Below are 14,867 nucleotides of genomic sequence, written 5' to 3' on the forward strand. Positions count from 1 at the left end.
GGATTGCCACTGTGTTGCGGCGACGTGGTGCCCTGGCCGGAATCGCGGTCCTGGCGGTGGCGGGGACGCTGAGCGGATGCGCCAACACCGATTCGTGGGTCCAGGCTGCTCCCGCGCCGGGTTGGCCCGCCCAGTACGCCGACGCCGCCAACAGCAGCCACACCGACACCGCCGGCGCCGGCGACCTGCAGTTGGACTGGACCCGCTCGGTCAAGGGTGAGCTGGGTGCCGGACCAGCACTGGGCGCGACGGGCTGGCTGATGCTCAACGCCCAGACCGACGCGGGCTGCTCGCTGATGCAGTGGGAGAACGCCGATCACGGCAGGCAGCGCTGGTGCACTCGGCTGCTGCAGGGCGGCGGGTTCTTCGGCCCGCTGATCGACGGCTTCGACAACGTCTACGTGGGCCAGCCGGGTGCCATGCTGTCGTTTCCGCCCACCCAGTGGATTCGCTGGCGTGCTCCGGTGATCGGGATGCCGTCGACCCCGCGGATCCTCGGTGACGGCCTGCTGCTGGTGGTGACACACCTGGGTCAGGTGCTGATCTTCGACACGCACGCCGGTACCGTCGTCGGCACCCCGCTGGACCTGGTGGACGATGTGGACCCGACGGACTTCCGACGCGGCCTGGCCGACTGCCCCGCCGCTCGCCCGGACTGCCCGGTGGCCGCCGCGCCCTCCTTCTCACCGGCGAGCAACACGGTGGTGGTCGGTCTGTGGCAGCCCGGCGCCAAGGAATCGGTACTGGTCGGGCTCAAGTACCACCCGGGCGGCACGTCGCTGCTCACCCAGGAATGGACCAGCGACGCCGTCGTCGACGGAGTGCTGTCGAGCCCGGTGCTCTCGGCCGACGGATCCACCGTCTACGTCAACGGCCGCGACCAACGACTGTGGGCGATCGACGCCGGCGACGGCAAGGCGAAATGGTCGGTGCCGCTGAAGTTCCTGGCGCAGACCCCACCGGCGGTGACGCCCGAGGGGTTGATCGTCTCCGGCGGCGGCCCGGACACCGAGCTGGTCGCGTTTGCCGACCAGGGTGAGCACGCCGAGGAGGTGTGGCGCCGCGAGGACACCGCTCCGCTGTCGTCGTCGAGCATCGCCGGAAAGGTCGCCTACACGGTGGTCGCCGGCACCAGCCTGGGGCCGGCGGGCCTGTCGCTGCTGGTGTTCGACCCGGCCGACGGGCACACCGTCAACAGCTATCCGCTTCCCGAGGCGCGGGGATTTCCACTCGGGGTCGCCGTGGGCAAGGACCGGCGGGTGGTGGCCACCACCAGCGCCGGCCAGGTCTTCAGCTTCGCGCCGGCTTAGACGTTCAGCGCCGGGATAGCCGTGCGCGGCACCTTCACCGTGGTGGCACCCGAGCTCATCGGCAGCAGTTCGCCGGGCGCGAAGTAGAAGATCACGTCCTCGTTGGTGATCGCGAAGTTCTCATAGTGCGCCGGGTCCATGCCCGAGCCCGACGAGATCAGGATCGCCGGGACACCGGTCTGGCGTTCGAGGTCGCGCTGCACCACCGGAAAGATCGCTTCCAGCGGCTTGCTGCCGGAGGCGAACAGCGTCTCGAAGGTGATCGGCTTGCGGGTCGCCAGGTCGTAGTTGAAGGCCTTGAACCAGGTGGACGGCTGCGGGCCGCCGAGGTCCTGGAAGATCTTGAGTACGACGCTCTGGGTGCCTTTGGAGCCCTGGCCGGACCGGTGCTGCTCAGACGTCGCGTCCATCTCATAGGGCATGTCGCGCGAGCCGGGCGACTTGGCCACCGTCAGAAAACCGTCACGGTTCTGGACGAGGTAGTCGGTAAGCGTCTGCTGGTCGGGGTAGTCGACCGGGAACTTCATGTCCAATGTGTAGTTGGCGGTCGAGGAGTGCACGTGGCACTGCCCGGACTCCAGCGACCCGCCCAGTTCGGCGCAGGGCGAGGTCGCCTGCGCCGTGGGGACGCCCGCCATACCCAGCCAGCCACCCACTGCCCCGCCCGCCATCAGGGCGGCCACCAGAATGCGCATTGTCGGTTTGTCTCGCTTTGTCTCAACCTGCCCCAGAACACAGGAAATGGCCCGAAGCCGACAGCCTACCGGGCCACTCAGCGCGACGGACGGCAGACGAAAGCAATCGCTTTGGCCGCCGCCCCGGCGCCGATCCGGGTGATCACCACCGACAGCGCGACCCGCCCGCGCAGCCGCAGCCGGCGGCGCAGCGCGTCGGGGTCGGCTTGGACCTCACGCACGCCGCGGACCAGGATCTCCAGCGATCCGCAGTCCAGTGCCGCCAGCGCCTGACGCAGCCTTTTCTCGCTGTAGGGCAGCGATTCGAGAACCTCGAATCCGCGCACCCCGTCCGGCAGCTCGTCACCGGACAGGTAGGCGATGTCGGGGTCGAGCTGCCACAGCCGGTGCCGGGCGCCGTACTGGCGGACCAGCCCGGCGCGCACCACCGCGCCGTCCGGGTCGACCAGCCAGCGCCCGGCGGGCCGCGCGTCGATGTCGTCGGGTTCGGCGTCGGTGATCTGCTCGCCGCGGTCGAGGATCACCGCCCGGCGGCGCACCCCCGCCTCACTCAGACCGGGTGACCACAGGCAGGCTTCCCGCACCGAGGAACGCCACGAGGTGACCTCGATCTCGCCGGTGAAACCGAGCAGCGCGATCTTGTCGAAATCGATTCCGGGAGCGGCCTTCACAACCAGATCGCGTCCCGCGTAGGTGTCCAGCAGCCGGTCGAGGGCAGGCTGGTAGTCGGCCGGGTCGAAGCGCCGCCGCCCGCCGCTTCGCCGTGCCGGGTCGGCCAGCACGACGGTGTCTCGGGTGACCGGAGCCAGTGCGTCGGCCCGCAGCAAGGGGACCCCGGGCAGGTTGTGCTGTGCCATCGCCAGCCGGATCGGGTCGATGTCACTGCCGATCAGCCCGGTCGCCGCGCCCCGCAGCGCCGCCAGCTCGGTGCCGATCGAGCAGGTCACGTCATGCACGACGCGCCCGGCCAGGCGCGCCGCACGGTGAACGGCCACCGCGGCCGCGCTGGCCTGTTGCAGTGCCTCGTCGGTGAACAGCCAGTCGCCGGTGTCCGGCAGCTTGGCGGCCGCGCGGCGACGCAGCAGGGTGGTCTCGACCAGCGCCGGGGTGCGGTCGCCGAACCGGGCACGCACGCCTGCGATATCGGTGACCTTGGTGGCCTCGGTCAACGCCAGGCCGGCCACCTCCCGCAGCGCGTCCTCGCCGGCCGCCGAACGCAGGTAGCTGACCTGGTCGAGGGTTAGGACGGCTTTACCCCGGTGACCATCACGTTGTAGAACCAGCCCTTGGGAACCACGCGGCGCCACACGTTGGCGTCCAGCCAGCTCAGCGTCGTCCAGCTGCCGAAGGCGAACCGCGCCCAGCCCCAGCCGAGCTTGCCCGGCGGCACCGTCGACTCAAAGGTCCGCACCGGCCAGCCCAGCATGGCCGCGGTGAACTCCTCGCTGGCGGTGCGCACCTCGACCGCGCCGGCGTTGGCGGCCATGCGCTCCAGGTCGGCGGGCTCGAAGGTGTGCAGGTCCACGATCCATTCCAGCGCCGCGGCGCGGGAGTTCTCGTCGAGCTCTTCCTGCGGCCGGCGCCAAGAGCCCATGCCGGGCAGCTTCATCGCGGCGACGGTGGTCTTCCAGGTCAGGTCGGCCAGCCGACGGGCGTAGAAGTTGCCGACGGTGGTGGGCTCGCCGGCGAACACGAACCGCCCGCCCGGCTTGAGCACCCGGATCACCTCGCGCAGCGACAGTTCGACGTCGGGGATGTGGTGCAGCACCGCGTGGCCGACCACCAGGTCGAAGGTGTTGTCCTCATACGGGATGCCCTCGGCGTCGGCGACCCGGCCGTCGACGTCGAGACCCAGGGCCTGACCGTTGCGGGTGGCGACCTTGACCATCCCCGGCGAGAGGTCGGTGACCGAGCCGCGCGCCGCCACCCCGGACTGCATCAGGTTGAGCAGGAAGAAGCCGGTGCCGCAGCCCAGCTCCAAGGCCCGGTCGTAGAGCGGGGCCGCGCCGGTGCGCTCGGCCGCGGGCACGATCACGTCGAAGCGGCCCCGGGCGTAGTCGATACACCGCTCGTCGTAGGAGATCGACCACTTCTCGTCGTACTGCTCGGCCTCCCAGTCGTGGTAGAGCACCTGAGCGAGCTTGCTGTCGTGCCGCGCGGCCTCCACCTGCTCAGCGGTGGCGTGCGGGTTCGGCGTCGGGTCCGTGCTCGTCATAGTGAGCCAGCCTAAGCGGTGACTGCAAGAACGACGAAGTCGGGCGATGGGGTCGAGCCGTCACGCCGCAGCGAGGGTGTCGATCAGCGACTGGGGGAATGCCTCGAAAGCATTGAGCACGTCGGTGAAGCCGGTCTGCATCGCAGCGGTGATGGCCGCGGAGTCACCGCCCTGGAGGGCCTCCCAGATGTGCCAGGCGGCCACCTGCGGCGCGACGATCACGTTGCGGAAGTCGACGAACAATCCGGTGAACAGGTCCGGGGTCGCCGATACCGGTGTCCCGTCCCAGCTGACCAGCGTCCAGCCGTCGGTGGGGTTGCCTTCGAGTATGGCCTGGCCCCCATTGGGGGGCGGGCCACCGTTCGCCAGCACCGACTCGATGATCGGCCACACATCGGGGTTCTTGACGTTCATCAGGGTCCAGATGGCGATGTCGCCGCCGCTGGCATACGCCACATCGGTCATCGGGCCGTTGCCGTCGATCGTGTTGTTGTAGATCGTGTTGATGGCGCTGTCGACCTGGTCGTCGAAGACCACCCCGTTGTAATTGGTGCCGGACTCGGGCACCAGGACGCCGCCGAGGATCCAGGAAGCCATCGGCAGGAAGAAGGCGGCTTCGGTGAGCACGTCGCGGGGGTGGCCTTCGAAGAGGCCGGCAGGGATCTCGTTGAGATCCGACAGCACCGTCACGCCCGGCATCCCCGGCAGAGCTGCCAGGGCGTCGGCGGTCTGCTGGGTCCGGATGAGATCCGACGCGTAGATCCCGGCGATGCCTCCCGGGAACTCCTGCTGAATGGACTGGGCCACGTCGGCGGCCTGCTGTTGACCCAGCGCGGTGAGCGGAGCACCGGGTGGCACCGTGCCGAGGATGCTGTTGACGTCGTCGGTCGACTGCCCGTGCCGCACCAGGTCCAAGGTGATGTCGGCGGCGGTGAGTTGGACGGCGAAGAACCCGGCGGCGGATGCGGACGCCGGCACCGGTGTGGCGGTGACGATTCCGGTTCCCGCCAACGTGATACCGGCGGCAATCCACGCTCGGGTGACGACTCGCTGCATGTCTATCCCCCAGACAGGATGCGATGTGATCGACTTCACATCTTAGTTACGGGTTGGAGAGCTGAGCAATACCCGGCCTTCAGCGAAACCAAACACACCTGTCAGAAAATGCGCCGGCCGGGCGTGGCGGTCAGTCGCCACGCCCGGCCGGGCACATGCCATCTCTCAGGCGGTCAGGGACGCGAGCAGGTCGCCGGCCGCCTCGGCGCTGCCACCGGCAGCCGAGGTGAGGGTGTCGATCACGGCCTGCGGGAACGCCGAGATCGCCGAGAACACGTCGGTGAAGCCGGTCTGCAGTGCCGCCATGATCTCGGTCGGGTCCCCACCCTGCAGGGCTTCGGTGATGTGCCAGCCGGCCATCTGCGGCGCGACCATCAAGTCACGGACGTCGACGAACAGTCCGGTGAGCAGGCCGGGGTTCTCTGCCACGTCCTGCCCGTTCCAGCTGACCAGGGTCCAGCCGTCGGTCGGGTTGCCCTCGATCACGACCTGGCCGGTATTGGGCAACAGGCCCTGTTGCAGGGACTGGAAAAAGAGCTCGAAGTCGGGGTTCTTGACGTTCATCATCACCCAGGTGGAGATGGACGCCGCGTGCGAGAACGCCACACTGTCGAAGGTTCCGTCGGCGCCGGCGGCGCCCTGGTTGTAGATGGTGTCGATGGCGTCGGTGAACCGGTCGTTGAACGCCATGCCGTTCGGGTCGATGGTCGAGCCCAGCTGCGGCACCCAGTACTGGCCGAACATCCAGGCCAGCGGTGCCACCATGTACAGCAGCCCCTCGGCCTGACTGGTCATCGTCTGGCCCTCGAGGAAGCCGGCGTTGAGCTCGTTGAGCCCGGCCAGCACCGTCGGGTGCAGGTCCGAGCCCGCCGCGGTCAGCCAGCCGTCAGCGGTCTCCTGGGTGCGAATGAACTGCGAGGCGTAGATGCCGGCATAGGAGTCCGGGTCGGCGAGCTTGCCGGCGAGGGCCGCTGCCTGAGTCTCGCCCAGATCGGTGATCGGCGCGCCTGGGGGCACCGTCCCCAGCACCCCGCTCACATTGTCTTCGGACTGGGCGTGGCGCACCAGGTCGAGCACCATGTCGGCGGCGGTCAGCTCGATGCCGGGCAAGGTGACCGCGGCCAGCTGTCCGGCCGCCGGGGCCACCGGGGCGGCGATGAGGCCGGCGCCGACGAGGGCTACTCCGGCGGTGATCCACGGGCGGGTGTGGTTCATGATGATCTCCTTCGGCAAAGTCTCTGGTTCCAGTTACGCTACGACCCGTAGCGCAAAGGTCTTTGCTGAAAATAACCTGATGTTTTCCCTATGTCAATCCTCAACTTGCCGTAGTTCAGACATAGCGTTCTAGCCGCTCAGCGCGCCCGTGATGGTGTCGATCACCGCCTGCGGGAACGTGACGAACGCCGTAACCACCTCGTCAAACCCCGTCTGCAGTGCCGCCGAGAGCTCCGCCGGGTCGCCGCCCTGCAATGCCTCCAGGATGTGCCAGCCGGCGATCTGCGGAGCCGTGTTCAAGTCCCGCCAGTCCACGAACAGACCGGTGAGCAGGTCCGGGGTGGCCGCCACGTCGTGGCCTTCCCAGCTGACCAGCGTCCAACCGTCGGTCGGGTTGCCCTCGATCACGACCTGACCGGTGTTGCCCAGCGGACTGTGGGTGTCGAGCAACGCATCGAGGACCAGTCCGAAGTCGGGGTTCTTGACGTTCATCAGCGTCCAGATCGCGATCGTCCCGGCGTGGGCGAACACCGCATCGCTTTGCGGGTTGTCCGGGTCGGAGACGGTGTTGTTGTAGACCGCCTCGATCGCGTGGGTGATACGGTCGTTGAACGCCACCCCGTTCGGGTCCGTCTCGGATCCCAGCATCGGAACCCAGTACTGCCCCATGACCCACATCAATGTCGGTAAGGCGTAAGCGATCTGACCGATCGCGTCGAGATCGTGCCCTTCGAACCAGCCGGCGTTGATCTCGTTGAACCCGGCCAGGTGCGTGACGTCCATGCCCAGCAGGTCGGCCAGTGGTTGCGCGGTGTCCTGCGCCCGGATCATCTCCGAGGCGTAGATCCCTGCTATCCCGTCCGGAAACGCGGACTTGATCAAGGGTGCGACGTCGGCGGCCTGCACGTGACCGAGGGCGGTCAGTTCGGCGCCCGGAGGAATGGTGCCCAGCACGCCCTCGGCGTTATCCACCGACTCGCCGTGTCGCACCATGTCGATGGTGATGTCCTGGGCCGCGAGCAGGAACTCGGCCACTGTCGCACCGGAGACCGGCGGCGTCGGTAGGGCCGCTAGGACACCGGCGCCGACCAACGCGACGGCAGCGGTACTACAGGTCCGGGTGACACGTCGTCGCATAGCCTCTTCCTCGCTCCCAGCACGGCGCGGGACTTCACCGCGTCACGCGACGTTAGCTGACAGGAGCGTGAAAATGGGCCGTTATCGCCCCAAGGAACTTCCGGCGTAGCGGACTAGTGTCCGGCGTCCGCGAACATCGCCTTCACCGCGGCCAGGGCGGCGGGCGAGGAATCGACGAACCGGCCGGCCCACGCGATCGCGGCGTCGTAGACCCCGTCGGGGGCCACCAACTCGTCGATCAGTCCCAGCGCCAATGCCTCTTCGGCGTCGAAGAAACGGCCGCTGTAGGCCAGTTCCTTGGCGCGGCTCACCCCGACGGTGCGGGCCATCCAGGCCAGCCCCGCGGCGTCGGGAACCTTGCCGGCGAGAATCTCGGTGGCCCCGAACTTGGCGTTGTCGCCGCTGATCCGCCAGTCCGCGGCCAGTGCCAGCGCCAGCCCACTGCCCAGCGCGTACCCGGTGACGGCGGCCACCGTCGGTTTGGCGATCGACGCCACGGCCCGTACGGCGTCGCGGCGAACCCGGGTGAAGACCTCGGCCTCCGCGGCGTTGAGGGTGCCCAGTTCCGGCGCGTCGTCGCCCGCGCAGAAGACCTCGTGGCCGCCGGACATCACCACGGCGACCACGTCGTCGCGGCCCGAGATCTCGGCGGCGGCCTCGGCGATCTCTCGATATACCTGCCGGGTCAACGCGTTGGCCGGCGGGCGCGACAACACCAGGGTGGCCACCCCGGGCAGCTGCTGCGACGGGCGGATCTCGACGAACTCCCTCATCGGGGCCACCGGTTGCCGCGCGCGGCGTTGTAGCGCTTGGAGTCGAAGAACTCGAACTCCCAGTTGTCGCCGTTGCGGGCCAGGGTCGGTTGGGTGACCACGATCTGGCGTTCGACGGCCAGGACATCCACCACGCTGCGGCCGGCCAGCGAATCCAGCTGGGTCCAGGTCGGCGGCAGCAGGAAGCTGCGCGCGGCCGAGAAGTCATCGATCGCGGATTCGGGGGTGCTCCAGCCGGCCCGGTCCGACTCGGTGTTCTCGCCGTCGGCGAGCTGGCCTGCCGGCATACCGGCGACGAAGAAGAAGGTGTCGTAGCGGCGGGTTCGTTCGGCTTCCGGGGTCACCCAGTTCGCCCAGGGCCGCAGCAGCTCGGCATGCAGCACCAGGTTCTCGGTGCGCAGGAAATCGGCGAACGCCAGATCCCCGGCGGCCAGTGCGCGTCGGGAGTCGGCGTACACCGATGCGTCGGCGACAACGCTGTGCGAATCATCGGCCGGGCCGGCGAACAGCACCCCGGACTCCTCGAACGTCTCGCGCACGGCCGCACACACCAGCGCCGCCGCCAGTTCGACGTCCACCCCGAAGCGCTGCGCCCACCAGGCCGGGTCCGGCCCCACCCAGGCGATGTCGGTGCTGCGGTCGCGGTCGTCGACCCCGCCGCCGGGAAACACCATCACCCCGGCGGCGAACTCCATCGCGGCATGCCGGCGCATCAAGAACACCTCAAGCGCGGTACGGCCGTCGCGGACCAGCATCACCGTCGCGGCGGGCCGGGTCGGCAGTGGCGGTGGATTGGTCATGCGCGCCTCCGATGAGCTGCTCTACCGCGGGTGCGGCGGGCGAAGTACCGACCGTCGATGACGTCCAATGAGATCGACTGGCCGAACGCCTCTGACAGATTCTCCGCCGTCATCACATCGCTGAGCAGGCCTGCGGCCACCGTGCGCCCCTCGGCCAGCAGCAGGCAGTGGCTGAACCCGATCGGGATCTCCTCGACGTGGTGGGTGACCAGCACGATCGCCGGCGCGTCGGGGTCGGCGGCCAGATCCGCCAGCCGGGCCACCAGTTCCTCACGCCCGCCGAGGTCGAGACCGGCCGCGGGTTCGTCGAGCAGCAGCAGCTCCGGGTCGGTCATCAACGCGCGGGCGATCAGCACCCGTTTGCGCTCACCCTCGGACAACGTGCCGTAGGTGCGATCGGCCAGGTGCTCGGCGCCCAGGCTCTCCAGCAGATCGACCGCTCGGTCGTGGTCCACGGCGTCATAACGCTCCCGCCACCGGCCCAACACCGCGTAACCCGCCGAGACCACCAGGTCGCGCACCACCTCACCATCCGGAATGCGCTGCGCCAAAGACGACGAGCTCAGGCCCACCCGGGCCCGCAGTTCGGTGGTGTCGACCCGCCCCAGCTGTTCGCCGAGCACGTAGGCCACCCCCGACGACGGATGTTCGGCGGCGGCGGCGATCCGCAGCAGCGAGGTCTTGCCGGCCCCGTTGGGCCCGATGATCACCCAGCGTTCGTCGAGCTCCACCGACCAGTCCAGCGGACCCACCAGGGTGCGCCCGCCACGGGACAGCGAAATGCCCTCGAAGTGGAGCAACAGGTCCTCGTCGGCCGCTGCTTGAGGGCCGGGGCGTCCGGATTCGGGCACCTGACCATGGTGCCGTACCGCGCCTGCGCGGCCTGTGACGGGGTCCCGGTTGCCGGTGGGGCCGGACGCTTGCTACCAGCCAGTAACATGTTGTAATTTCGGTCACAGTCAGCGCACATCGGTGCATGGGTGTTTTCTCAGGGGGGTTCGGTGTTTCGTCTGCACAGCATGCTCAGCCTCGGTCTCGTCGGGGCCGGGGTACTCGTTGCGCCCCCCGCGCCGCCGGTGCAGGACCACCAGATTCACGCCGTGCAACTGGCCGGTGCCGATTCCTCGTTGGGCGGCGGGACGGCGTTCGTGTTGGGTCCCAGCGGGATTCCCAATCCGACGCAGGCCTACGCCGATCAGATGGAGCGGCTCTACCTGGCGCCGCTCGGTTTCACCGGTACCACCCAGGTGCTGGACACACCCGAGGCGCTGTATCCGATCACCGGCGTCAAGAGCCTGCCGTTCGACACCTCCGTGGCCCAGGGACAGCAGATCCTGGAAAACGCGATCATGAATCAGATCGCTACCGGCAACGTCAGCGCGGACAACCCGGTGGTGGTGTTCGGTTGGTCGCAGAGCGCCGTCATCTCCGCGCAACTGATGCCGGTACTCGCCGCCAACGGCGTGCCCAGCGACTACGTCCACTTCGTGCTGGTGGGTGACGAGAGCATCCCCAACGGCGGCTCGCTGTCGATGTTCGACCTGCCGGCCGGCGCGCACCCGGCCGCGCCCGCCCTGGGGCTGACCTTCAGCGGCGCGCAGCCCAACGACCTCTACCCCACCACCGTCTACACCAACGAGTACGACGGCTTCGCGGACTTCCCGCGCTATCCGATCAACGAGTTGTCCACCCTGAACGCCCTGATGGGCATCATTTTTCAGCACCTGGGCTACGGCAGTCTGACGCCGGAACAGATCGCCGACGCGATTGCACTGCCGACATCGGCGGCCGACTCCCTGACGAGCTACTACGTGATTCCCGCCCAGTACCTGCCGCTGCTGGAGCCGCTGCTGCTGTTCGGGCACGGCGGGAAGGTCCTCTACGACCTGCTGGAACCCGACATGCGGGTGCTGGTGAATCTGGGCTACGGCAGCCTCACCGAGGGCTGGAACCAGGGGCCGGCCGACGTCCCCACATCGGTGGGGCTGTTCCCGAACATCGACCTGGGCCAACTGTTCACGGCACTGGTGACCGGAGCGCAGACCGGATTCACCAACGCGCTCAACGACTTAGCGGACCCGACCAGCGGGGCAACCGGTTTCTCCGATGCGCTCTCGCCGCTGGTGACGGCAGCAAACATGATGGGCTTCACCGACGCCACCAGCTTGGACCAACTGATGGCCAGCCCCTCTGACCTGTTGGACCTGGCGCAGAACGCACTGCGTCAGTTCGCCGGTTTCCCGATCTCGGACGTGACGTTTGCGTCGTCGCCGACCGACATCATCAACATGCTGACCGGCACCCTGGCGGCCGACTACGCGACGCTGCTGCCGATCGCCGACACCATCAACGCGCTGCTGACCAGTCTGCCCGCAGCCGGGATCGACTACCTGCTGGCCGAGTTCTCCGCCGGTGACCCGATCACCGGCATCGAGGGCGCGATCGGCGCACTGGCGGGCCTGGTTCCGTTCGCGTTCATGTACGGCACGATCGCGCCGGTCGCCGAGGCCATCGGCGGCACCCTGGTGAACCTGGTCGGCTTGTTCGACGTAGCCCCGTAGCTATTCCGGGGGGATCTCCACCCGGCGCAGCACGCCGTCATGGGCGTCGGCGGCCTCGATCTCAGCGCGGGTGACACCGAGCAGGAACAGCACGGTGTCCAGATACGGGTAGCTCAGTGACGCATCGGCCACCTCGCGCAGCGCGGGTTTGGCGTTGAACGCCACCCCGAGACCCGCCGCGGCGAGCATGTCGATGTCGTTCGCGCCGTCCCCCACGGCGACGGTCTGCTCCATCGGAACCCCGGCGCGACCGGCGAAGTCACGCAGGGCGACGGCCTTGCCGGCCCGGTCGACCACCGGCCCCCTCACCCGACCGGTGAGCTTTCCGTCGACGATCTCCAGCTCGTTGGCCGCCACGAAGTCCAGCTTCAGCTCCTCGGCCAGCGGCGCAATCACCTGGCGGAAACCCCCGGACACCACACCGCACTGGAATCCCAGCCGGCGCAGGGTGCGCAGCGTGGTGCGCGCTCCCGGAGTGAGCTCGATCTGTGCCGCCACCTCGTCGATGACGTCGGCGGACAGTCCGGCCAGGGTGGCCACCCGATGGTGCAGCGACTCGGCGAAGTCGAGTTCACCGCGCATGGCGGCCTCGGTGATGGCCGCGACCGCATCGCCGGCGCCCGCGCGGGCGGCGAGCATCTCGATGACCTCACCCTGGATCAGAGTGGAGTCGACGTCGAAGACGATCAGCCGCTTGGTGCGCCGCGACAGGTTGGCGTCCTGGAACGCCACGTCGACGTGCTGCTGCGCGGCGACCCTGCTCAGCGCGGACTGCAACTCCCCCGCAGCGCCGGCGGGCACCGAGACCCGCAGCTCCAATCCGGTCACCGGGTAATCCGAGACGCCTCGGATCATGTCGATATTGGCGTCGATCTCGGCGATCTCGTGGGCCAGCGCTCCCAGCGCGGTGGCCGCCACCGGTCGGCCCAGCACCACGATGCGGTGCGTGGACGGCACGGCGATGATCGGCGCGTCGTCGCTGCGTTGGATGGTGACGTCAAGTCCCACACCTTGAATGGCCGCGGTCACCTCGTCGGCGAGCGCCGCCGAGTCTGCCACCGATTCCGGCACCGACACCAGCACGCCCAGCGTCAGCCTGCCGCGGACCACGACCTGTTCCACGTTGAGCAGTTCAACCTGGTGGCGTGAGAGAACCTCGAACAATACCGAGGTCACGCCCGGCTGATCCACGCCGGTGACGGTGATCAGCACCGGCACCTTGGGCATGCTCACCCGCGGCGAGCGCCGACCCGGCGCCGCCTCACCCCCGACTGGCCCATCAGACCGGCGTGGCCTCGTACAGCTCGTCACCGGGGTGACGGCCGACGTGCGCCTCGGCACGCAGCCGATCGATCATGTGCGGGTAGTGCAGCTCGAAAGCGGGCCGCTCCGAACGGATCCGGGGCAGCTCGGTGAAGTTGTGCCGCGGCGGCGGGCAGCTGGTTGCCCACTCCAGCGAGTTGCCGTAGCCCCACGGGTCGTCGACCGTGACGACCTCGCCGTAGCGCCAGCTCTTGAACACGTTCCAGGTGAACACGATCATCGACGCGCCCAGGATGAAGGCACCGACGGTGGAGACGATGTTGAGTGGCTGGAAGCCATCGGTGTCGAGGTAGTCGGCGTAGCGGCGCGGCATACCCATGTTGCCCAGCCAGTGCTGGATCAGGAACGTGGTGTGGAACCCGATGAACGTCAACCAGAAGTGCAGCTTGCCCAACCGCTCGTCGAGCAGCCGTCCGGTCATCTTCGGGAACCAGAAGTAGATCCCGGCGAACGTCGCGAACACGATGGTGCCGAACAGCACGTAGTGGAAGTGGGCGATCAGGAAGTAGGTGTCGCTGACGTGGAAGTCCAGCGGCGGGCTGGCCAACATGACACCGGTCAGACCACCGGCCAGGAAGGTGACGATGAATCCGATGGAGAACAGCATCGGCGTCTCGAACGTCATCTGCCCACGCCACATGGTGCCGATCCAGTTGAAGAACTTCAGGCCGGTCGGGATGGCGATCATCAGCGTCAGCAGCGAGAAGAACGGCAGCAGCACCGCGCCGGTGGCGTACATGTGGTGCGCCCACACCGCGGTCGACAGACCGGCGATGCTCATGGTCGCGTACACCAGGGTGACGTAGCCGAAGATCGGCTTGCGGGCGAACACCGGGATCACTTCACTGACGATGCCGAAGAACGGCAGCGCGATGATGTAGACCTCGGGATGGCCGAAGAACCAGAACAGGTGTTGCCACAGCAGCACGCCACCGTTGGCCGAGTCGTAGACGTGTCCGCCCAGGTGGCGGTCGACGGCCAGACCGAACAGCGCGGCGGTCAGCAGCGGGAAGACGATCAGCACCATGATCGAGGTGACCAGGATGTTCCAGGTGAAGATGGGCATCCGGAACATGGTCATACCGGGGGCGCGCATACAGGCCACCGTGGTGATCATGTTGACGCCACCCAGGATGGTGCCCAGACCACCAACGGCCAGGCCCATGATCCACAGGTCGGCACCGGCGCCGGGTGAGTGCACCGCGTTGGACAGCGGGGTGTAGGCCGTCCAGCCGAAGTCGGCCGCGCCGCCGGGGGTGATGAAGCCGGCCAGCGCGATCGTCGCGCCGAAGACGAACAGCCAGAAGGAGAAGGCGTTCAGCCGCGGGAAGGCGACGTCCGGGGCGCCGATCTGCAGCGGCAGCACCAGGTTGGCGAAGCCGAACACGATCGGAGTGGCATAGAACAGCAGCATCACGGTGCCATGCATGGTGAACAGCTGATTGAACTGCTCGTTGGACAGGAACTGCAGGCCCGGAGCCGCCAGCTCGGTGCGCATCAGCAGCGCCAACAGGCCACCGATGAAGAAGAACACCATGCAGGCGACGCAGTACATGATGCCGATCAGCTTGTGATCGGTGGTCGTGATCATCTTGTACAGCAGGCTGCCCTTGGGGCCCATCGGCGCAGGGAACGGCCGACTGGCCTCGAGTTCTGCGCGCGGGGGTGCTTCGGCGGTCAAGATTCCTCCAAACATGGGCATCCCGGAAACTTGGTCGAATCCTAACCCCGCGCATCACCCCGCCGGTATAGGCCTCCTACAAACTGTCGTATTCGCCGTCT

13 protein-coding genes are annotated in these 14,867 nt (G+C 68.1%); 2 read left to right on the forward strand and 11 right to left on the reverse strand.

The features are described from left to right. Positions 1-11: 11 nt before the first annotated feature. Entirely contained in the window at positions 12-1,310 is a 1,299-nt protein-coding gene (locus K6T84_RS18205; protein WP_408066139.1) for a BamB-related PQQ repeat family beta-propellar protein, read from the forward strand. On the opposite strand, the gene K6T84_RS18210 is transcribed toward K6T84_RS18205, so the two are convergent. The 9 genes from K6T84_RS18210 to K6T84_RS18250 form a co-directional block, all read right to left on the reverse strand. Beyond that, on the reverse strand, positions 1,307-2,005 hold the full coding sequence (locus K6T84_RS18210; RefSeq protein ID WP_329786713.1) for an esterase: 699 nt from the start codon (positions 2,003-2,005) through the stop codon (positions 1,307-1,309). The two genes, K6T84_RS18205 and K6T84_RS18210, sit on opposite strands and share 4 nt — an antisense overlap. A 77-nt stretch (positions 2,006-2,082) precedes the next feature. After that, positions 2,083-3,288 carry a THUMP-like domain-containing protein gene (locus K6T84_RS18215; protein ID WP_408066142.1) on the reverse strand — a complete coding sequence of 402 codons (1,206 nt, stop codon included), beginning with the start codon at positions 3,286-3,288 and terminating at the stop codon, positions 2,083-2,085. After that, complete coding sequence (locus K6T84_RS18220) at positions 3,246-4,220, reverse strand: class I SAM-dependent methyltransferase (RefSeq protein WP_224861489.1); 975 nt, start codon at positions 4,218-4,220, stop codon at positions 3,246-3,248. Before K6T84_RS18220 ends, K6T84_RS18215 begins: the two co-directional genes overlap by 43 nt. Before the next feature lie 60 nt (positions 4,221-4,280). Further along, positions 4,281-5,276, reverse strand: a complete 996-nt coding sequence (locus tag K6T84_RS18225; RefSeq protein WP_225400355.1) for a phosphoglycerate mutase family protein — start codon at positions 5,274-5,276, stop codon at positions 4,281-4,283. A 165-nt stretch (positions 5,277-5,441) separates the two neighbouring features. Beyond that, positions 5,442-6,491 (reverse strand): histidine phosphatase family protein, encoded by a 1,050-nt coding sequence (locus tag K6T84_RS18230; protein ID WP_225400356.1) that lies wholly within the window; start codon positions 6,489-6,491, stop codon positions 5,442-5,444. Positions 6,492-6,620: 129 nt separating this feature from the next. Next, positions 6,621-7,628: a histidine phosphatase family protein gene (locus K6T84_RS18235; protein WP_224861497.1), complete on the reverse strand. Its 1,008-nt coding sequence runs from the start codon at positions 7,626-7,628 to the stop codon at positions 6,621-6,623. Positions 7,629-7,741: 113 nt separating this feature from the next. Further along, on the reverse strand, positions 7,742-8,401 hold the full coding sequence (locus K6T84_RS18240) for an enoyl-CoA hydratase (RefSeq protein ID WP_224861500.1): 660 nt from the start codon (positions 8,399-8,401) through the stop codon (positions 7,742-7,744). Continuing rightward, positions 8,398-9,201, reverse strand: coding sequence for an NUDIX hydrolase (locus K6T84_RS18245; protein ID WP_224861502.1), 804 nt, complete (start codon positions 9,199-9,201; stop codon positions 8,398-8,400). Before K6T84_RS18245 ends, K6T84_RS18240 begins: the two co-directional genes overlap by 4 nt. Beyond that, complete coding sequence (locus K6T84_RS18250; protein ID WP_224861504.1) at positions 9,198-10,052, reverse strand: ABC transporter ATP-binding protein; 855 nt, start codon at positions 10,050-10,052, stop codon at positions 9,198-9,200. Before K6T84_RS18250 ends, K6T84_RS18245 begins: the two co-directional genes overlap by 4 nt. A gap of 150 nt (positions 10,053-10,202) precedes the next feature. On the opposite strand from K6T84_RS18250, the gene K6T84_RS18255 reads away from it, so the two are divergent. Further along, positions 10,203-11,762, forward strand: a complete 1,560-nt coding sequence (locus tag K6T84_RS18255; protein ID WP_224861506.1) for a PE-PPE domain-containing protein — start codon at positions 10,203-10,205, stop codon at positions 11,760-11,762. Here the strand turns inward: K6T84_RS18255 and serB are convergent, their stop codons facing one another. Next, positions 11,763-12,989, reverse strand: a complete 1,227-nt coding sequence (serB, locus tag K6T84_RS18260) for a phosphoserine phosphatase SerB (protein ID WP_224865872.1) — start codon at positions 12,987-12,989, stop codon at positions 11,763-11,765. It lies immediately after the preceding gene. Between the two features lie 52 nt (positions 12,990-13,041). Then, positions 13,042-14,766, reverse strand: a complete 1,725-nt coding sequence (gene ctaD / locus K6T84_RS18265) for an aa3-type cytochrome oxidase subunit I (protein ID WP_224861508.1) — start codon at positions 14,764-14,766, stop codon at positions 13,042-13,044. Positions 14,767-14,867: the final 101 nt, after the last annotated feature.

The organism is Mycobacterium zoologicum (genome assembly GCF_020181635.2).
In the GTDB taxonomy this organism is placed as follows: Bacteria; Actinomycetota; Actinomycetes; order Mycobacteriales; family Mycobacteriaceae; genus Mycobacterium; species Mycobacterium zoologicum.

Excerpts from the sequence above, each read along its gene's own strand:
- K6T84_RS18210 (WP_329786713.1), bottom strand. The coding sequence starts at position 2,005 with ATGCGCATTCTGGTGGCCGCCCTGATGGCGGGCGGGGCAGTGGGTGGC.
- K6T84_RS18220 (WP_224861489.1), bottom strand. The coding sequence starts at position 4,220 with ATGACGAGCACGGACCCGACGCCGAACCCGCACGCCACCGCTGAGCAG.
- K6T84_RS18225 (WP_225400355.1), bottom strand. The coding sequence starts at position 5,276 with ATGCAGCGAGTCGTCACCCGAGCGTGGATTGCCGCCGGTATCACGTTG.
- K6T84_RS18230 (WP_225400356.1), bottom strand. The coding sequence starts at position 6,491 with ATGAACCACACCCGCCCGTGGATCACCGCCGGAGTAGCCCTCGTCGGC.
- K6T84_RS18235 (WP_224861497.1), bottom strand. The coding sequence starts at position 7,628 with ATGCGACGACGTGTCACCCGGACCTGTAGTACCGCTGCCGTCGCGTTG.
- K6T84_RS18240 (WP_224861500.1), bottom strand. The coding sequence starts at position 8,401 with ATGAGGGAGTTCGTCGAGATCCGCCCGTCGCAGCAGCTGCCCGGGGTG.
- K6T84_RS18245 (WP_224861502.1), bottom strand. The coding sequence starts at position 9,201 with ATGACCAATCCACCGCCACTGCCGACCCGGCCCGCCGCGACGGTGATG.
- serB (WP_224865872.1), bottom strand. The coding sequence starts at position 12,989 with ATGCCCAAGGTGCCGGTGCTGATCACCGTCACCGGCGTGGATCAGCCG.